This is a genomic window from Hymenobacter baengnokdamensis (genome assembly GCF_008728635.1).
Classification (GTDB): domain Bacteria; phylum Bacteroidota; class Bacteroidia; order Cytophagales; family Hymenobacteraceae; genus Hymenobacter; species Hymenobacter baengnokdamensis.
The window spans coordinates 1,392,727-1,411,068 of sequence record NZ_CP044285.1 but is presented as its reverse complement, the minus strand read 5'-3'; the positions used below and the strand labels follow the sequence as shown (position 1 = coordinate 1,411,068).

At 59.5% G+C, this 18,342-nt stretch carries 13 protein-coding genes and 1 tRNA gene; 5 read left to right on the top strand and 9 right to left on the bottom strand.

The genetic code is table 11. From position 1 onward, the window contains the following. Positions 1-246: 246 nt before the first annotated feature. The 6 genes from F6X24_RS05960 to F6X24_RS05935 all read right to left on the bottom strand — a co-directional run bounded on the left by F6X24_RS05960 (position 247) and on the right by F6X24_RS05935 (position 11,188). Positions 247-1,752, bottom strand: a complete 1,506-nt coding sequence (locus F6X24_RS05960) for a tail fiber domain-containing protein (RefSeq protein ID WP_151087137.1) — start codon at positions 1,750-1,752, stop codon at positions 247-249. A 333-nt stretch (positions 1,753-2,085) separates the two neighbouring features. Further along, positions 2,086-3,161 (bottom strand): IS3 family transposase gene (locus tag F6X24_RS05955; protein WP_229725387.1). Its coding sequence is split into 2 segments (ribosomal slippage): positions 2,086-2,912 and positions 2,912-3,161, totalling 1,077 coding nucleotides; the frame shifts between segments, so codons are not numbered across the junction. Between the two features lie 201 nt (positions 3,162-3,362). Continuing rightward, complete coding sequence (locus F6X24_RS05950) at positions 3,363-6,587, bottom strand: type I restriction endonuclease subunit R (RefSeq protein WP_151087135.1); 3,225 nt, start codon at positions 6,585-6,587, stop codon at positions 3,363-3,365. A gap of 1 nt (position 6,588) precedes the next feature. Continuing rightward, a complete protein-coding gene (locus tag F6X24_RS05945) occupies positions 6,589-7,860 on the bottom strand; it encodes a restriction endonuclease subunit S (RefSeq protein WP_151087134.1) in 1,272 nt (423 codons plus the stop codon). Beyond that, the gene (locus F6X24_RS05940) at positions 7,844-9,334 is read right to left on the bottom strand and encodes a type I restriction-modification system subunit M (RefSeq protein WP_229725385.1); all 1,491 of its coding nucleotides are present in this window, start codon (positions 9,332-9,334) and stop codon (positions 7,844-7,846) included. Before F6X24_RS05940 ends, F6X24_RS05945 begins: the two co-directional genes overlap by 17 nt. Positions 9,335-9,511: 177 nt before the next feature. Further along, positions 9,512-11,188 (bottom strand): RNA-binding domain-containing protein, encoded by a 1,677-nt coding sequence (locus F6X24_RS05935; RefSeq protein ID WP_151087132.1) that lies wholly within the window; start codon positions 11,186-11,188, stop codon positions 9,512-9,514. 102 nt (positions 11,189-11,290) lie between these two features. Here F6X24_RS05935 and F6X24_RS05930 point away from each other — a divergent pair, with 102 nt between their 5' ends. Further along, positions 11,291-11,677 (top strand): transposase, encoded by a 387-nt coding sequence (locus tag F6X24_RS05930; protein WP_191906309.1) that lies wholly within the window; start codon positions 11,291-11,293, stop codon positions 11,675-11,677. After that, positions 11,623-12,240, top strand: coding sequence for an IS630 family transposase (locus tag F6X24_RS05925; protein ID WP_191906310.1), 618 nt, complete (start codon positions 11,623-11,625; stop codon positions 12,238-12,240). The genes F6X24_RS05930 and F6X24_RS05925 overlap by 55 nt, the downstream gene beginning before the upstream one ends. A 166-nt stretch (positions 12,241-12,406) precedes the next feature. Here the strand turns inward: F6X24_RS05925 and F6X24_RS05920 are convergent. After that, positions 12,407-12,479 (bottom strand) — tRNA-Gly (locus F6X24_RS05920). Positions 12,480-12,568: 89 nt separating this feature from the next. Here F6X24_RS05920 and F6X24_RS05915 point away from each other — a divergent pair. The 3 genes from F6X24_RS05915 (at position 12,569) to F6X24_RS05905 (ending at position 14,412) form a co-directional block, all read left to right on the top strand. Beyond that, positions 12,569-12,811 (top strand): hypothetical protein, encoded by a 243-nt coding sequence (locus F6X24_RS05915; RefSeq protein ID WP_151087131.1) that lies wholly within the window; start codon positions 12,569-12,571, stop codon positions 12,809-12,811. Between the two features lie 48 nt (positions 12,812-12,859). Beyond that, the gene (locus F6X24_RS05910; protein WP_151087130.1) at positions 12,860-13,414 is read left to right on the top strand and encodes a GNAT family N-acetyltransferase; all 555 of its coding nucleotides are present in this window, start codon (positions 12,860-12,862) and stop codon (positions 13,412-13,414) included. Between the two features lie 68 nt (positions 13,415-13,482). Further along, positions 13,483-14,412: a hypothetical protein gene (locus tag F6X24_RS05905; protein WP_151087129.1), complete on the top strand. Its 930-nt coding sequence runs from the start codon at positions 13,483-13,485 to the stop codon at positions 14,410-14,412. Positions 14,413-14,415: 3 nt separating this feature from the next. On the opposite strand, the gene F6X24_RS05900 is transcribed toward F6X24_RS05905, so the two are convergent. After that, positions 14,416-16,680 (bottom strand): B12-binding domain-containing radical SAM protein, encoded by a 2,265-nt coding sequence (locus F6X24_RS05900; RefSeq protein ID WP_191906477.1) that lies wholly within the window; start codon positions 16,678-16,680, stop codon positions 14,416-14,418. 126 nt (positions 16,681-16,806) lie between these two features. Beyond that, a complete protein-coding gene (locus tag F6X24_RS05895; protein WP_229725490.1) occupies positions 16,807-18,063 on the bottom strand; it encodes an Nramp family divalent metal transporter in 1,257 nt (418 codons plus the stop codon). Between the last annotated feature and the right edge of the window lie 279 nt (positions 18,064-18,342).

Here is an 18,342-nt window from a genome sequence, read left to right as displayed (position 1 = left end):
CTGCCTTTTAGTGGCTGCTCGCCCGACAAAACGCGGTATCCGAAACTCATAGGGGCAATTGAGGTACCCGGTAGGCACTTTTGGCAGCTTGCGGATACCCTGAATCGGGGGTGCAGGCCAACCCTATAACAGCTGTACCAAACTTTTTCCCAAGGCCAGCGCTGCAAGCCGCCGCTAGTGCTCAATAAATCAATTGATTATCCTATTAGCATGTACTCCGCCCTGTATGCGGCGGCGTGCCGCGTTCTACTTCTGGGCCTGCGTGTCTGCGCCCAGCAGGCGAGCCAGCTGGGCTTGCATAGTGAGCAGGCTGGCGTGGTCGGCCGCGTTTTGCTGCTGCAAGGCCGCATTGCGGGTTTTGAGGGTTTCGACCTCCGCGCTCAACTCCTGTACGGCCTGCACCAGCGGCATCACAAACTGGGAGTAGGCCAGCGAGTAGTGGTCGCGGGCATCAGTGGGGACGTGCACCCCGTCGAAGCGGTAGCCCAGGCCGTGGGCGGCCCGCTCCACCTCCTGCGCCAGGAAGCCGGTTTGCACGGCGGCGGCACTGTCCGGGGTACAGCCGGTGGACAGCACCCCGGTGCGGGTGAAACGCTCGAGTTTAGGGCTATCGAAGCGGTAGGTAACGGGCCGCAGGCGGTTGATAAAAGCTAGGCCGGGCACATTGGCCTGCACCTGATACTTGAAGCGGGCATCGGAGGGGAAGGAGTAGGCCACCTGCCCCTCAATGGTGGTAACGGCCGTGTTGCCGAGGTGCACGGTGTTATTGGTTGAGGCAATGGCGCCGTTGCCCAGGGCTGTAGTGTTGACAAGATTGCCACTACCCGGGCCGGCACCATAGCCCAGGGCGGTGTTACTGCTGCCTGTCGTGTTGTAATTGCCGCTGCTGGAGCCGCTGAACACGTTGTTGGTGCCGGTGGTGTTGCTCACGCCGCTGGTGGAGCCGCTGAAGGTGTTGTTGATGCCGGTGGTGTTGCTCACGCCGCTTTGGTAGCCGCTGAACACGTTACCACCGCCCGTCGTGTTGCTACGGCCGCTGAAGGTGCCGCTGAAGGTATTGCCAAAGGCCGTTGTGTTGCTTGTGCCGCTTAGGTAGCCGGTGAATACGTTGTTGGTGCCGGTGGTATTGCTCGCGCCGCTGCTGCTGCCGCTGAAGGTGTTGTTGATGCCGGTGGTGTTGCTGGCCCCGGCCTGGTAACCGACGAACAGGTTGGCGTGGCCCGTGCTGCTTTGCCCCGCCTGGTAGCCCAGAAAGACGCTATTGCCACTCGTGTTCTGGCCCAGATTCAGCCCCCCGTCAGCCCGCACACCCACGCCCACCACGGCGCCTACATCGGCCCCGCTGCCCGTGAGCGCGCCGCCCACGGCCAGTCCGCCGCCCACCGTGCCGTTGCCGTCCACGTTGAAGCTGGCCCCCGCCTGCGGGTTGGGTTGGTTGCGCACGAAGCTGCCGCTGCTGGCTGGCACGAGTTGCTGCCAGGCGGCGCCATCGTAGTAATAGAACCCCGCCGGACTACCCGTCTGGTACACCACCAAGCCCGTAGCGGGACTATTCACGTTACTGGTGGCGGCCACGCGCGGCAGCAGCAAGCCCCTGCTCGTACTCACGATGTCGAGGGCGGCCGAGGCATCAGGCAGGGTAGTGCCGATGCCCACCGAGCCGGTCTGGGCCTGGGCGGGGAGCAGGCAGGCGCCGCTTACTGCTAGCAGGAGCAGCAGGCGTTGGAGGAAACAAAAGAAGAAATGCTTCATAGAGCGTTCGCTGAGGTACCGCGTCGGAATGGGTAGGGTGGTAAATTCTCGCAATTTACCTGCTGACAGCTTGCTAACCGGCGTGGCCGGCCGAAGTAGCTCCGCTTGATATGGTCCGTAAGCTTAGCGCCGTCCAGCAAACCTGCGTAAAGCTGAGGTAGATGTTTTCCCTCTTTATTCAGCCACACCTTAAGGGAGATTACTACGCTAGGTAGGACCTCTACTGGGGGAGTCATGCGCTTGACCTGCTGACCTCCTCCCATTTACTGGGCCGGTTGAAAGTAGAGCATCAGTGTACGCTTCCCCATTCGATAAGCCAGTGGTAGGCAGAGGTTAAGCCGCTTGTTTAAATTCGATAGGGGTCATAAAATTCAAGGCTTGGTGGGGCCACTGGGTATTATAGTCGTGCCGCCACTCGTCGACCAGCTGGCGCACATGGGCCAGCGAGCGAAATAGGTGGGCGGCGAGCAGTTCGCGGCGAAACGAGCCGTTGAAGCGTTCGATGTACGCATTCTGTGTCGGCTTGCCCGGTTGAATCCAGTGCAGGATAATGCCCTGCTGCTCACACCAATCACTCAATTTGGTGCTGATGAATTCAGGGCCGTTGTCGGTGCGCAGCTGCGTGGGGCAGCCATGGCACTCGACTAAGCGCGTCAGTACCTGCACGACGCGACTAGCCGGCAAGGAGAAGTCAATTTCCACGCCCAGCAGCTCGCGGTTGTAGTCGTCGAGCACGTTGAGCGTCCGGAACCGGCGGCCATCGGTCAACACGTCGCTCGTAAAGTCGAGCGACCAGCACACGTTAGCTGCTTCGGGCACCGCCAAGGGCTGCTTGACGCGGGCTGGCACCCGCTTTTTCAGGCGCCGAGGCAGGTTAAGGGCCAGTGCCCGATAGATGCGTAACGTACGTTTATTGTTGATTACCAGTCCGTTTTTGCGCAAGCGGTGATGCAGCTTCCAGAAACCCCAGCCTGGATGCCGCCCACTTAACGCCCGCAGGGCCTGCTGCACGGGCTCGTCGTTACGCCCGTGCCCCACCGGGTGATAGCTACCACGGGCGAGTCCCACCAGGGCACACGCCCGGCGCTGGCTCCAGCCTTTATCTACTAAGCCCTGCGCTGCTTGGCGTCGCGCCGCAGGGCTACTTACTTTTTTCGCAGTATCTCCTTGATAGCCTGGTTTTCTAAGCTCAGGTCGGCGAACAGCTGCTTAAGCTTGCGATTCTCCTCTTCCAGATGCTTGAGCCGGGTAAGCTCTGCCACGCTGGCCCCGGCATACTTGCTTTTCCAGGCGTAGAATGTCGCTTCGCTCAACCCGTGCTCGCGCACGATTTGCGCTACTGTCTGCCCGCTGGCTTGCTGTTGCAGAATGGCCACAATCTGGGCCTCGCTGAATCGTCCCTTTTTCATTTCTCAGTCGTCAGGTAGTGAAAGTTACGCCTTTCTTTGCTCACAACTGGCTCATTTATCCGGGAAGCGTACACCGGCACGAACTGCAAAGCATATCGCTAATGATAGGTCGGCCGTCAATTGCTACCACGAATTCCGGGCAGGTGCGCTACCGGGCTACAATAGGCGTGGCCCGCGACCGGCCACCACGTAAGCGGTATCTTACCCCACCCGGTTCTTCTTGAAATTTTCAGCCTGCCCGAAAATCTCCCCATACACCTCGTCGCGCTCCACAGGCGGGTAGCCAAACTCATCGAGCAGTAAAATTAAGCCCACCTTCAGGGCTGATTTGATGTCTTCGCGCTTATTCCAGTCGGGAAAGCGGGCTTGCTCATCCAATAGGGCTTTGATGGCTTTGGCCAGCGAGATTAGCTTTTCCTCGGGGTAACGGAAATCGTATTTGGCGCACAGGGCAAGCAGGATGTCGTAGAAGGCTTTTTCCTCGAAGTCGATACCCAGGATGTCGCCGGCTGAAAACTCGTTCTGGACTTCCCAAATCAGATTGGTGAGCTGCTCGGCTATTTCCTCGTAGACTTCGCTGCGCAGGATGTCGTTTTCGTCGCGCTCGTTGTAGCGGGCTACCAGGGCCTGCATCTTCTTGGTGAAGTCGATGCCTTTCACCTGATTCACCTTGCGCATCTGGCCGATAACGCGAGCTAGCAGCTGCTGAAGCAGCTTTATCTTGGTGTTAGGCAGCTTGATTTTTTCGATTTTTGCCAAGTAATCGGCGTCGAAAATATCCTGCTCGGTGTCGCCGTCAGTCCCAAGCTTGATGATTTCCTCCACGCCGTCGCTAGCCAGGGCATCCTGAATCATCTTGCGCACCTGGGCGCTCATCTGGGCCGTGTCGGGGGCGTCGCCTTTGGTGAGCTTGAACACGATGGAGCGGACCGCCAGGTAGAAATGCGTCAGGTCGCGCTGGGGCTGGGTGAGTTTTTCGCTGCCGGCGCAGATGTCGTAGGCGGCTTTCAGGCGCTTTACCAGGCCCATGAAGCGGGTTTCCTGCTCCTTGGTCAGCTGCACGAACTCGGCGGCCATATTGAGCGTGTGCAGCTGCTGCAGCGCGGTGCCGGTGAAATACTTGGTGCTGTCGAAGCGGTGGAACAGGCGGGCCAGTAGGTCCAGATGGTCGCGGACCACTACCAGCGACTGGTCAATTTCTTCGAAATTCCGCTCGTCGCCCTTGTTGTACTTAGCCAGCGCCAGACCCATCTGACTTTTGAAGCCGATGTAATCGACCACCAAGCCCTTGTTCTTGCCCTCATAGGTGCGGTTTACCCGCGAAATGGCCTGAATCAGGCTATGCTGCTGAATGGGCTTGTCGATGTACAGGGTATCGAGGAAGGGCACGTCGAAGCCAGTGAGCCACATGTCCACGATGATGGCGATTTTGAAGTTGGACTTCGCGTTTTTGAACTGACGGTCCAGCTCCTTGCGGTACTCCTTGGTACCCAGCAGGTCGTACATGTCCTTGGGGTCGTCCTTGCCGCGGGTCATGATTAGCTGAACCCGCGCCATGGGCTTCAGCTCACGCTTTTCCTTGTCGGTCAGCTCGGCCCCTTCTTCGGCGGCCAGCACTTCGGCCCAGGCCGGGCGTAGGGCGATGATGTTCTGGTACAGAGCGTAGGCGATTTCGCGGGAGCTGCACACGAACATGGCTTTGCCCTTCACGGTGGCGCCTTCGCTCACGCGCTTTTCGTAGTGCTGCACGAAATCGGCAGCCAGTACGCGCAGACGCTTGGGGTCGCCGAGGATGGCCCGCATCTGGGCGGTTTCTTCCTTGCTTTGCTCGATTTGGTAAGCGTTGGCCCCGTCTTCGGCGGCTTGCGCGTAGTAGCGCTCTATCTTTTCCAGCTCGTCGTTGTGCAGGGCTACTTTGGCGGCGCGGCCTTCGTACACGATGCGCACGGTGATTTCGTCCTTCACCGATTCGGTCATGGTGTACTCGTCCACCACCGGGCCGAATACGTCGAGCGTGGCATCTATCGGGGTGCCGGTGAAGCCCACGTAGGTGGCTTGCGGCAGCGAGTCGTGCAGGTACTTGGCGAAGCCGTAGGTTTTGGTGACGCCGGCGGCCGTCACGCGCACCTTCTGCTCTAGGTTAACCTGGCTGCGGTGGGCTTCGTCGGAGATGCACACGATGTTGGCGCGGCGGCTCAGCAGCTCGGTACCTTCCGTGAACTTGTGGATGGTGGTGAGGAACACGCCGCCGCTCTGGCGGCCGGCCAGCAGCTCGCGCAGGTGTTCGCGGCTTTCCACGCTCACCACGCTCTGGTCGCCGATGTAGCGCTTGGCGTTGGTGAACTGGCCGGCCAGCTGGTCGTCGAGGTCGGTGCGGTCGGTGATGAGCACCACGGTGGGGCTGGCAAAGTCCTCGCTGCGCATGAGCAGCCGCGTGAGGAAGAGCATAGTGTAGCTCTTGCCGCAGCCGGTGGCCCCAAAGTAGGTGCCGCCCTTGCCGTTGCCGGCGGGCTTACGGGCCGCCCAAATCTGGTTGTACAGCTTGTGGGCCGCGTAGTACTGCGGGTAGCGGCACACCACTTTCTCGTTCCGCTTCGAGCTGTCGGGCAAGTAAATGAAGTTGCGGACGATGTCGCGCAGGCGGGTGCGGTCGAGCATGCCCTCCACCAGGGTGTAGAGGGTGTTGATGCCGTCCACGTCCTGGGCCAGGCCGGCCACGCGCCGCCAGGCGTAGTAAAACTCGTAGGGAGCGAAGAAGGAACCAGCCTTGTTGTTCACGCCGTCGGAGATGACGCAAAAGGCGTTGTACTTGAACAGCTCCGGGATGTCGCGCTCGTAGCGCACCGTGAGCTGCACGTAGGCATCATGAATGGTGCAGTCGGGCTGAATGGCCGTTTTGAACTCGAACACCACCAGCGGCAAGCCGTTGACGTACAGAATGCCGTCGGGAATGCGCTTCTCGCTGCCCACAATTTCGAGCTGCGTCACGAAGCGGTAGATGTTGTTATCGGCCGCGGCGGCGTAGGCCGGCGCGGCAGCCTCGGCGGCCAGGTGGGGCAGCTGGTCGAGGGCGGGCTGCTGCTGGCGCGTGAGGCCGGCGTAGTCGAGCAGCTGCACCCAGATGTCTTTCTGGTCGGGGTTGTCGCGCTTGAGGATGAAGCCATCGGCCAGCAGCCGCATCACGGCCTTATTGCTCTCGTAGAGGTCGGAGGCGGGCAGGGCGCGCAGCTGCTTCACCACGGCCTGGGCCTCGGCCGGGTTAAGGCCTTCGGCCGCGTAGTGCTTCAGCAGAAACGCCCGCAGGTCGGCTTCGAGCAGCACCTCCTCGGGGGCGCGAGCCAGGGAGTAGCCCAGCTGGTGCGGGTAGCCCTGCTTCTCCAGCAGCTCGCAGAAGGCTTCTTCCAGCTTGGCTTCGATAAATTTCATCTCAGGCGAAGGAAAGGGCTAGCTGCGCGGGACCGGTAGCGGCGGGCTTGGATGCGGATGGCGCGGTTTCGATGGTGGCGAGCTTGGAAAGGAGGAGGTTAGCCAATGTATTCAATAGAGAATTCTGTTTTGTCAGATTTTCCCTGTTGTCTACAATGATTTTTAACTCGGTCCGCTCCAGTAATTGATGGGCAGGATTTAGAATCGAAATTTTTTCGATAAAATTCTTGCTCAGATTTTCCTGCGCCCCGCCAATTGCCTGACTGCTTATAAATTCTTGATTATGCAGCAGGTGATAATACAGATAAGCCGAATGAATGGGATTTTCGCAAATCATCCCACAACAAGCTTGATTGGTTGCAGATACAAATTTCAGTAGCCCAATGTCGCCAGCATTAACACCATACATTGACATCAGTACCGTGTCTTTAGGGAGCAGTTTGGCAGAGCTATTTTTCAGCCCATCGGTCGATATATATTCTTCAGCAGCTAGAAGAATATTGTTCTTTATCTCACCGGTTTTTAGCCAAGGAACATCATTCCTATCCCAATATGCGTCAATGTCCCGGCTAGGCGTACCACCTGACTTCATATCAACGCAAAATTGCTTTACGTTGATTACCTCCCACCCCTTCGGAATTTCCCCCAGCTCACTATCCTCCATTTCGCCGCCGCTGCTTTTGTAGGGCTGGCCGGTTTCATTTGGAAACTCAAACTCCACAAACCACTGCTTATAAATGGCCTGGGCCGTGGTTTCGAGGGTTTGAATGAGCTGGTTGTTGAGGGCAATGCGGTTTTGAATGGTGTGATATTCAGCGACGATTTCCCGCTGCTTGGCAATAGAGGGCACTGGCAGCCTCAGGTTTATAAAATCCTCCCATTCGAGGCTGCCGCGCACACCCCCTACGGCGTGAAAACAAGCTTCGCGGTCAAATTCCTGACGTGTAAACCACATCATCAGATATTCGGGCAGCAGCTCATTTTCGTCAATTACCTCAAAAACCGGGTACGCCTGCGAGATAATGGCTTCATCCACCTCTTTGAGCAAGGCAACAGGCATTTTCTTGTCCCGCCGCACCTGCATAGTGCTGCACGCGAACTGGTTTTTGCGGATGATCTTATAATTCTCCATATCGGTGCCGATAATGTTGGCCACCGATGGAATGAATTGCTTGGAGATGCTGAGGCCCAACAGTTGCGTTACTCTCAGCCCTCTGTTGCGCACATCTACCAAACGGATAAACTTCCCAATGGGCTCATAGTTCGATTGCATAGCCCAGCTCTTTGAATACGTTCAACAGGTCTTTTTTCGATTGGGCTTCGGCTTGCAGCAACGTGGCAAACTCGGTTTGCAGCCCGGCCATCTGCTCCTCAAAGTCGATGTATTCATCCCGGTTCACGAACGGAATGTACTTGCTGGGGACCAGCGAAAAGTCTTTGGCGGCTACTTCGGCGGCAGTGGCGGCGTAGCAGTATTCGGACACGTTCTCGTAGCCTTTGTCTGTCTGCTGCCAGTTGTGGTAGGTGGTGGCAATATCCGTGACGTGCTGTGGGGCAAACTGGATAAACTTCTTCTCGAACGGCTCGCCAATCTGCCGCAGGTCCATGAACAGGATTTCACCCGTACGGTCACGGTAGTGGCGGGTCTCATCGCCCACTTCACGGGTACGCTCCCGCTTGTTCTTGTTCAGAATCCAGACTGTAACGCTGATGTTGGTGGTGTAAAACATGTCCTGTGGCAGAATCACAATGGCCTCCACCAAGTCATTATCAATAAGCTTGCGGCGAATCTTGTATTCCTCGCCGCCGCCGCTTAGCGCGCCGTTGGCCAGGATGAAGCCGGCCACGCCGTTGTCGGAGAGCTTGGCGGCTATGTTCAGAATCCAGCCGTAATTGGCATTGGAGCGGGGCGGCACGTCGTAGCCCAGCCAGCGGGCATCGTCGGTAAGCTCCTTTTCGCCGCGCCAGTCCTTCTGGTTGAAGGGCGGGTTGGCCATGATGTAGTCGGCCTTAAGGTCGGGGTGCTGGTCCTGGCCGAAGGTATCGGCCGCCTTTTCGCCCAGGTTGGCCCCGATGCCCCGGATGGCCAGGTTCATCTTGGCCAGCTTGTAGGTAGTATTGGTGTACTCCTGCCCGTAGATGGCTACCTTCTGCTTGTTGCCGTGGTGGCTCTCGATAAACTTGATGCTCTGCACAAACATACCGCCCGAGCCACACGCCGGGTCGTAGATGATGCCCTCGTAGGGCTCAATCATCTCGGCAATCAAGTTTACGATGCTGGCCGGGGTGTAGAACTCGCCCTTGCCCTTGCCCTCGGCCAGCGCAAACTTGCTCAGGAAGTACTGGTACACCTTGCCCACCACGTCCTGCTTCTTGTCCTTGAGCGTGTCGATGTTGCTGATTTCATCCACCAGCGCCGCCAGCTTGGTGGGGTCCAGCCCGAGGCGCGAAAAGTAGTTGTCGGGCAGCGCGCCCTTCAGGGCCTTGTTGTCCTTCTCAATGGTGTGCAGCGCCGTATCGATGATGAGCGCCAAATTACCCTGCTTGGCATTATCCTGTATTTCTTCCCAGCGCGATTCCTTTTTCAAAAAGAACACGTTGTGCATGTTGTAGAACTCAGGCATTTCGAGGTACTTCTCGGGGCGGCCCTCGTCGATGAGCTGCTGGCGGCGCTCGGCAAACTTGTCGGAGGCAAACTTGAGGAACACTAGCCCCAGCACGACGTGCTTGTATTCGGCCGGCTCCACGGAGCCGCGCAGCTTGTTAGCCGATTCCCAAAGAGATACTTCGATGGCTTTTTCTTTGGCCGGTTTTTTCGGTGCTTTTTCTCTTTAGCCATTATAGGGCTGAATAGGTAGTTATTGCTAAAAGGGAAGAGGCTCCAGCTAATGACTGGATGCTTATTTCGGAATGAATGCCGTGATTTAGACTCCGCTCAGAAATTCCTGCCCGCGCTGGGTAGTCTGGTAGCGTTGATTGGGTGAGCTAGGAATATCAGGTAGCGTCAGCGCTAACAGGCCGCGCTGAATGAGCGCATCGGTATAAGTAGTCTTGAACTTGCTGCGGCTGCTAAATCCTAGCAACTGCATCGCCTCGGCCAGTGGCTTAGGCTCTAGGCACACGAAGAGGGTGGCCGCAAAATGCCGCATTTTTACGGAAAGCAGCCTGTTCCCTTTTTGGGGCGGGCTTGTATCCTGCCATTCGGCAAAAGTGGGTATTTCGTCATCTGGGCCGGTTTTATCTAGGTTTAGCCTGTGCCCTTTTCTCATCCAGCCTGTACCCAATTCGTAAAATAATCGTTCGGGGTCGTCAAGATGAGAACGTAGTGATTCACCCACGGCCAGCTGCCGGGCGGCTTGCTGGTCGGCCTCGGCCACCCGCAGCTGCAGGCGGTCCAGCCACAGGTCGGCAACTATCCCGAGGGGATACACCGCCAGCGGTAGAATAGTCTGAAACACGTTGCCATCGACAAAGCGGGGCACTGCACCACGCACATATTGCGGCAAATATCTGGTGACGTTGAGAATGCCCGAGCCCAGCTCATCAACGCGCCCCAACTGCAAGAAGAACTTGGCAATGCTAGGGTTTTTTGGGTAAGGAGCAAAATTGTCAAGCTGGACGGGTCCTGAACCGTGGTGCGGGACGTTGGCATTTTCAGCCTCCACCCGGTCAGCGTAAATAACCAAGGTAGTAGGCCGGGCATTGGTGTACTCGCGATGCACCAGGATATTGGCCACCACTTCGCGGAATATCTTATCGCGCAAACTAACCCGCGTAGTGCCTTCCAAATGAAAGGAATCGGGCAGATGCTTGCCGATGAACTCCATCACTTGCACGTAGGTCTCAATCAGGTTGGTACGCACGTCGAGTCGGTCATCGTAACGCTCCACGTTCTGGCGACGCACCAATACATCGACGCGGTGATGCGGCACAATCTGCGTAATCACCTCATCTTGGCCAAATAGGAGCGCTGCTGCTAGCGTATAACCTTCTTTACCGGTCTGGTAATCGCGCTTAAAAAGGCCAGCTTTAGCAAGCATTTGCTGGTCGCCGAGCGCCAGCCATGGGTGTTCCGGGTTGCGGTTAGCCATCAACCGGCGCACTTTAGGAAACAAGTCAGCCCTCAAGTCTTCAAAGCGCAGGTGCTCGTAGAGAGTGCCTTCGGTATAGAAGAGCTTTTTACGATTGTAAAGCTCCGCAATCCGGGCGGGGTCGGAAACACGAAAGTCGCCATCCTCACTGCGGTCGTATACAGCTCCCTTGGTCCGGTGCAACTGCGAATCGGCTACTACTTGGACGCACAACACTATTTTGCCTTCGACCACTGCCTGCGTAGGGAACAGTACGCAAGCAGGGTCCAGCTTTTCAGAGTTGTTAGATTGGGTTGCGATGTTATTTCGGATAGCTTCTACTGCTTCCGGCTGTACTCCGAGGATAGTACCATCGTTTTCTACACCAAGCAGAATCGTACCCCCGTCACGGTTCAGGAAGGCACAAGCGGTTTCGAAAAACGTCTCCGGTAGTGCGTAGGCAGCCTCCTTAAATTCTAGGTGAATACTCTCGCCCTGCGCAACAAGCCGACGTACTTGCTCAATAGTCATTAGAAGATAGAAGGTCCTGGTAGAAGTAGCGTAGCTACAGTCGCAAGGTACTGTTAGAGCAAACTTCAGGTTTGTGTACAGGCTATAACGTACATTCCGTTCATGAAAGCTTATTCTACTGACTTGCGCGAACGCGTGGCGGCCGCTTGCCAGCAAGGTAGCCGCACGATTGGCGAAGTGGCCGCGCAGTTCAGCGTGTCGGATTCGTTTGTGCGCAAGTTGCGCCGACGCCAGCGCACGAGCGGTTCCGTGGCTGCTTTGCCGCAACGCAGTGGGCCAGCGCCGTTTCTGAACGCGGCGGCCCAAGCGCAGCTGGCGGCCTGTTTGCGCCAGGAGCCCGATGCCACGTTGGCGGAATTGTGTATTTGGCTGGCCGCCATCGGCGGTCCGGCAGTGAGCCAGACCACACTCTGGCGGGCGGTGCAGGCACTGGATTGGCGGCGAAAAAAAAGAGCGTCCATGCCGCCGAACGCGACACGCAACGGGTGAAGGAGCTGCGCCGAGCTTTTGTAGAGGCGCTGCAAGCCGAGGATTTTACCTGTTTTAAGTTCGTGGACGAGACCAGCACTAACCTGACGTATTGCCGCCGCTACGCCCGGGCCGAAGGCGGGCAGCGCGCCCGCCAGGCCACGCCCCTGCACGGCGGGCCCAACGTGACGCTGGTGGCGGCGCTGACGCCGAACGGGTTGCAAGCGGTCATGACCCTGAGCGGGGCCGTCAACGGGGACGTGTTTGCCGCCTACCTCGACCAGGTGCTCGGCCCCACGTTGCGGCCCGGCGACGTGGTCGTGCTCGACAACCTGCCGGCCCACAAAGTGGCCGGGCTGACCGAGCTCGTCGAAGCCCGCGGGGCCCGCCTGCTGTATTTGCCGCCCTACTCGCCCGATTTCAATCCCATCGAACTCGCCTTCAGCAAGCTCAAAACCTGGCTGCGCACCGCCCAGGCCCGCACCCGCGAGGCCCTGGAAAGCGTCATTCACGACGCCACCAATTGGATAACTGAGCTCGACGCGAAAAACTGGTTTGACCACTGTGGTTATCATGTACACTAACCTGAAATCTGCTCTAAATGTTACCCAATTTGGTAGAAAGGGAAAGTAGTTGAACAGCTATTTTAACACAAGACAGTAACTCAATCACCGCAAGCTGCAAATAGCTTGTTTAAACCAAAACCAAAACAGCCACTCAGACTTTCATCTAAGTGGCTGTTAATCAATGAGCGAGAAACGAGGCTCGAACTCGCGACCCTCAGCTTGGGAAGCTGATGCTCTACCAACTGAGCTACTCTCGCGGGGTGTTTGGTAGGGCAAAGGTAGGAAAGAGGCAGCGAATCGCAAGCGCGGGAACATCGCGCGGCGGCCGGGGGTTTAGCTACTGCTTATGCCGCGTCGTCCGCCTTCCCGTCGTATTCTTTCGCCTGCTTCGCGCCGTGTGGTCGCCGGGCTGCTGATTGCCGCCGGCATCTTGTTATTTCTGGGGGAACTGCTGCGGCTTTACGTCTTGCTCTACGACTGGCGGGCGCTCGGCGTGCTTGGCGCCCGGCCGCTGGCGGCCGTGCTGCTGGGGCTGGGGGCGGGCGTACTCACCAGCTATGCCGGCTGGCGCGTGGGCACCAGCCGCTAGCCGTGGCGGCGGCACAACTGGTCGGGCGGCTGCACCTTTGCAGCCAGTATGTCTTCTCCCCTGCGCATTTCCGTGGCTAAAGCCAACCTGGCCACCGCCACCCGGCTGGCCGAGCTGGGCCGCCAAACCTTCCAGGAAACCTTCGCGGCTACCAATACGCCCGCGGATATGGCTGCCTACCTGGCCGAAACCTATAGCCCCGCATTGCAGCTGGCCCAGCTGCAAAACGCCGATAATACCTTCCTGCTGGCCGAGATGCAGGGCCAGTTGGTGGGCTACGCCCTGGTAGCAAAAAACTCGCCCCTGGGCCTGAGTGCCGCAAGTGCGGCCACGGCCCGGCAGCTCGAAATCAAGCAGCTTTACATTGTGGAAGCATGGATTGGTACCGGCCTGGGCGCGGCCCTGATGCGGCGCTGCCTCGACCTGGCGCAGGCCGAAAGCTGCACGGGCGTGGTGCTGGGCGTGTGGGAACACAACGAGCGGGCCAAGGCTTTTTACCAGCGCTTTGGCTTTCGGGAAGTGGGCGAAGTGGCCTTTAAGCTAGGCCAGGATGTGCAGCGCGACCTCATTTACCGTAAAGGGCTGGCCGGGCGCCCAAGCTAAACCCGTTGGCCAGGCCGACACAGCATATGGCGAAGCGCAGAATTATATTTTATTATTTATTTTTATGCATGGCGTGGGTAGCGGGCTGCCAGAGCCGCTCCGACCATCCCAGCCGCACCGCCGCGCTGCCCCTGCCTACCGGGCACTTTGTGGGTAGCCTGCAAGCCCCAGGCCACCCCGAGCTACGCGCCGCGCTGGAGCTGCGCCACCCAAGCCAGGGCCACTACGATGCCGAATTGGTTTTGCCCGAGCTGCCCAACCTGAGCTTTGTAGCCGATACGCTGACTTTTGACCACGACACCTTGCAGCTGGCACGCCCTGGCTTGCCCGGCGAGGCGCTGAAGCTAATCAGGCAGGGCGATTTCTGGCGCGGTACGCTACGCCTCGACTCGGCCCGCTACCCCCTGCTGCTGGTACGCCGGGGGCCGCCCGAGCCGGCCGTGTACCGCGTGCGGCGCGATGAGGTGGCCGGCACCCAGGGCCAGGCCCTGCTGTTCAGCCCCGCCGACGAAAGTCTGCCCGGCCTGGCGCTGGCGTTTTTCCCGACGCCCGCCACGGCGGCTACCGCGCCGGGTTGGGCCGATGCCCTGGCCCGGCAGGGCCATACCGTACTGCTGCTGCCGGCGGCCGATACGCTCACGGCGCCGGCGCTGGCCAATGCGTTGGCCCTGCTGCGCCGCACGGCGGGCGTCGATACCGCCCGCGTAGGAGTTTGGGTAACCGGGCGGCGGGCCAGCAGACTACCCGAGCTGCTGGCCGAAAACTCAGCTTCGCGCCCTTCCTTCCTGCTTATTCAGAATATGCCGGTGCCACCGCTGGCCACGCGCCGCGACTGGCGGGCGCAGGCCCAGCGCGGCCGCTTGCTGGCGCTATACGACCCGGCGCTGCCCAGGGCGGTAGTAGCCGGGGGCCGGGCGCTGCTCGGCAGCCAGCGCGTGCGGCAAGGGCCGGAGGCTTATCTGCAAGCGCAGGTAAGCGCCTGGCTGCGCGACCGCTAGCGCTTAAAGCAGCAGCAACCCCTTCTCGCGTAGCTGCTGCCAGGCCGGGCTTTGCAGGAAGTCCTCCCAGCGGCCGGCCCCGGCGGGGAAATCGGCCGCCGCTTCTTTAAGCAGGATTTTCGTTTCATAGCCAGCGCTCAGCTTCGTTAGGAGCTGATGCAGCCAGGGGCCAATGGCTTCGGTGGTTTTTACCTCAAAGTCTTCGGCCTGTTCGTAAAAAGTGAGGACGGCCCGCGTGGCTTTTTTATCCTGCCGGCCGGCGGCCGCCTGAGTGTCGAGGCGAAGCTCGGGCGCGTTGCCGAGCCAGAACAGGCGCCGGTTGGGCTGAGTAAAATCAGACTTGGCTGCCGCTGACTTTTGGCTGCCGGGCTCGCTGAGCGCCTGCTGAATAAGCTGACGCGGCACCGTGGGGCGCGGCACCTTAAAATCGAACCAGAAGCTCAGCGGCTCGCGCAGGGCCACGCCGTGCATATAGTTGTAGAGGCTTTTAGCCAGGCCGGGGCCGAAGCTTTCATGGTCGGTGCCCAAAGGGTCGTCGTGCCAGAGGTCGTTCCAGGCGAAGGGGCCGGGCTCGGGGCCGATAGCCGCCACCTGGTACTTGGCGGGGTTCTTTCCCACGGGCGAATGGGCGGTCATGGAGAAGCGATGCCAGTAGCCGCTTTGTACAATGCCGGCTTCAAACAGCTGCCGCACCACCTCCAGCGAATCCACTGTTTCCTGCGCCGTCTGGGTCGGGAAGCCGTACATCAGGTAGGCATGCACCAGCACGCCCGCCTGGGTAAAGCCCTGCGTAACGCGGGCGACCTGCGCGATGGTCACTCCTTTTTCCATCAGCGCCAGCAATCTATCCGAGGCTACTTCCAGCCCGCCGCTGATGGCAATGCAGCCCGAGGCGGCCAGCAGGCGGCACAGGTCGGGCGTGAAAGTTTTCTCAAACCGAATATTGCCCCACCAGCTGATGCTCACGCGGCGGCGCAGCAGCTCAATGGCCAGGTCGCGCAAAGCCAGCGGCGGGGCAGCTTCGTCCACAAAGTGAAAGCCGGTCTGGCCGGTCTGGGCCACCAGCTGCTCAATTCGGTCCACCAGCAGCGTAGCCGGCGCCGCTTCGTAGCGGCCAATGTAGTCGAGCGTCACGTCGCAAAACGAGCAGCGCTTCCAGTAGCAGCCGTGCGCTACGGTCAGCTTGTTCCAGCGGCCATCGCTCCAGAGGCGGTGCATGGGGTTCAGCACCTCAATCACCGACAGGTAGTCGCCGAGCTTGAGGTCGGAGTAGTCGGGCGTGCCCACCTCGGGGTGCGGCACGTCGGGGTGCGGGTGGTTAATGTATTCAACCTGGCCCGCCTCATTTCTTAAAAACGTGCGCTGCAACAGCTCGCGGCCATCCATCTGCTTCTCAGCACGGTGCTCGTTTTTATGCTGCAGATACTCAAACAGGCGCAGCCAGGGGCCTTCGCCATCGTCGAGCGTCAGATAGTCGATGTAGTCAAAAAAACGGGGCTCCTTCAGCCCGCGCAGCTCGGTATTGGGGTAGCCGCCGCCCATTACGGTTACGGTTTGGGGGCTGACTTCCTTCGTGCGCCGGGCCAGCCGCAGGGCGGCGTAGAGGTTGCCGGGAAAGGGCACGGTAAAGCCCACAATATCGGGCTGCACCTCGGCCAGCAGCTCATCGAGCAGCTCCAGCAGCAGGGTATCGACGAGGTTGGGCGCCGCTTGCAGGGCTTCGTGGAGCGGGTCGAAATGAGTGGCCGACATGGCCAGGCTTTCGGCGTAGCGCGAGAGGCCAAACTGCGGGCCCACGGTTTCCTTCACGAGGTCGGCCAGGTCTTCCAGATACAGCGTGGCCAGGTGCCGGGCCTGGTCGGTGAGGCCCATCGTGCCGAAGGCCGCTTCGAGGTCGGCCACGTTGTCGAAGCGACTGGCTTCGGGTAAAAACCGGCCGTGGCAGATGCGGGCCGCCAGGGTAAGGTCGCGGTTTTGCAAAAACCGGATGGCCGGGCCGATAGTGGCCTCGTAGCGGTGGCGCAGGCGCAGCATCCGGCGGGCATTATCGCTGAGGTGGTAGTCGCCAGCTTCGATTTGGTTGAATATGCGCGCCAGGCCAGCCTTCGAAAAAAGCCGGAGCACCAGTTCCAGGCTCAGGTCGGCCTGCCGCACCTGGTAGCCGCGCCCGCCCAAAAACCCCTTGATGTAGGCGGTGGCTGGGTAGGGCGTATTCAGCTGCGTGAGCGGCGGAGTAAGAAGCAGCAGGCGAAGCGGGGACGTTGGCACGGGACTACAAACCTACGGCAGGCCGCAGAGGTTCGGCCGGGCTCCTGCCGCAGCGGGCTCGGCAGCCGGGGCTGGTTAAATATAAATAATTTACTATATTCAACCAGCCGCCTCCGCCAAAGGTTTTTACCCGGCCACCGTTTGCCAAAGCAGAAAAATATTCAGCCCGATAATCAACCCGGCTACCGCCCAGGCCAGCAGGCGCACCCAGGGCTTGTTCACAAATACGCCCATCTTGAGCTTGTCGCTCGTGAAGAGCACCAGCGGCACCACCGCAAACGAGAGTTGCAGCGATAGCACTACCTGGCTGAAAATCAGCAGCTGGCCGGTGCCTTTTTCGCCGTAGAGCACGGCCACCACCAGCGCCGGCACCACCGCCACCAGCCGCGTAATGAGCCGCCGCACCCAGGGCTTAAGCCGCAGGTTCAGAAAGCCTTCCATCACAATCTGACCGGCCAGGGTGCCGGTGAGCGTGGAGCTTTGGCCCGAGGCCAGCAGGGCAATGGCAAACACGACGCTGGCCGCCCCTGCCCCGAGCACCGGGGTCAGCAGCTTGTGGGCATCGGCAATGTCGGCCACGTCTTCGTGACCTTTGCCATGAAATGCCGCGGCGGCCGTCACCAGAATAGCCGCATTGACAAAAAACGCCAGAAACAGCGCCACCGTCGAGTCGATGGTCGCAAACCGGATGGCCTGGCGCTTGCCAGCCTCGGTGGGCTCAATCTGGCGCACCTGCACAATGCTGCTGTGCAGGTACAGGTTGTGCGGCATCACGGTGGCTCCCAGAATGCCGATGGCTACGTAGAGCATGGCCGGGTTGGTGACGACTGCGCGCTGCGGCACCAGGCCACGGGCCAGGCCCAGCCAATTGGGATGCGAGGCGAGTATCTCGTAGAGAAAGCAGACGAATATTAAAAAGATAAGCCCGGCCACCAGGCTTTCAATTACCTTGAAGCCTTTGTTTTGCAGTAATAAGACCAGTAGCACGTCGAGCGTAGTAAAGGCCACGCCCCAGGGCAGCGGCAGGCCAAAGAGCAGGTTGAGCGCAATGGCTGAGCCGATAACCTCGGCCAGGTCGCAGGCGGCGATGGCGATTTCGCACAGCACCCACAGGCTGATGGCAACGGGCCTGGAATAGTGGTCGCGGCAGGCCTGGGCCAGGTCGCGGCCGGTTACGATGCCCAGCTTGGCCGCCAGGTGCTGCAAGAGCATGGCAAACAGGTTGGAAACCAACACTACGCTCAGCAGCGTGTAGCCAAACCGGGCCCCGCCGGCCAGGTCGGTAGCCCAGTTGCCGGGGTCCATGTAGCCCACTGCTACCAGCAGCCCTGGCCCCCAATAGGCCCGAAACCGCTGCCAGAAAGTAGCCCCGGCGCCCGGCATTACGATGCTGGCATGTACCTCACTCAACGAGTTGCTGCTGCGGGCGTGGCGCCAGCCGGGCTCGGGCCGGGCCGGGCCGGCTGGCGTGCTAACGGAAATATCGACGGGTAACAACGCGTGGTAATTCGAAGAGTTAAACAAAGCTAAAAACCATTTTTAGGCTAGTCTAAAAATATTTTTAAACCAATCTAAATACTGTTTCCCGCCTAAAAAGTTGCTGCCGGGCTGTGGTGCCGGAGGCCATGCACCGGGCTACTCTGCATGGGCGTGCCGACCTTT

Coding starts and splice junctions, on each gene's coding strand:
- F6X24_RS05960 (WP_151087137.1), bottom strand. CDS start 1,752: ATGAAGCATTTCTTCTTTTGTTTCCTCCAACGCCTGCTGCTCCTGCTA.
- F6X24_RS05950 (WP_151087135.1), bottom strand. CDS start 6,587: ATGAAATTTATCGAAGCCAAGCTGGAAGAAGCCTTCTGCGAGCTGCTG.
- F6X24_RS05945 (WP_151087134.1), bottom strand. CDS start 7,860: ATGCAATCGAACTATGAGCCCATTGGGAAGTTTATCCGTTTGGTAGAT.
- F6X24_RS05935 (WP_151087132.1), bottom strand. CDS start 11,188: ATGACTATTGAGCAAGTACGTCGGCTTGTTGCGCAGGGCGAGAGTATT.
- F6X24_RS05930 (WP_191906309.1), top strand. CDS start 11,291: ATGAAAGCTTATTCTACTGACTTGCGCGAACGCGTGGCGGCCGCTTGC.
- F6X24_RS05915 (WP_151087131.1), top strand. CDS start 12,569: ATGCCGCGTCGTCCGCCTTCCCGTCGTATTCTTTCGCCTGCTTCGCGC.
- F6X24_RS05910 (WP_151087130.1), top strand. CDS start 12,860: ATGTCTTCTCCCCTGCGCATTTCCGTGGCTAAAGCCAACCTGGCCACC.
- F6X24_RS05905 (WP_151087129.1), top strand. CDS start 13,483: ATGGCGTGGGTAGCGGGCTGCCAGAGCCGCTCCGACCATCCCAGCCGC.
- F6X24_RS05895 (WP_229725490.1), bottom strand. CDS start 18,063: ATGCCGGGCGCCGGGGCTACTTTCTGGCAGCGGTTTCGGGCCTATTGG.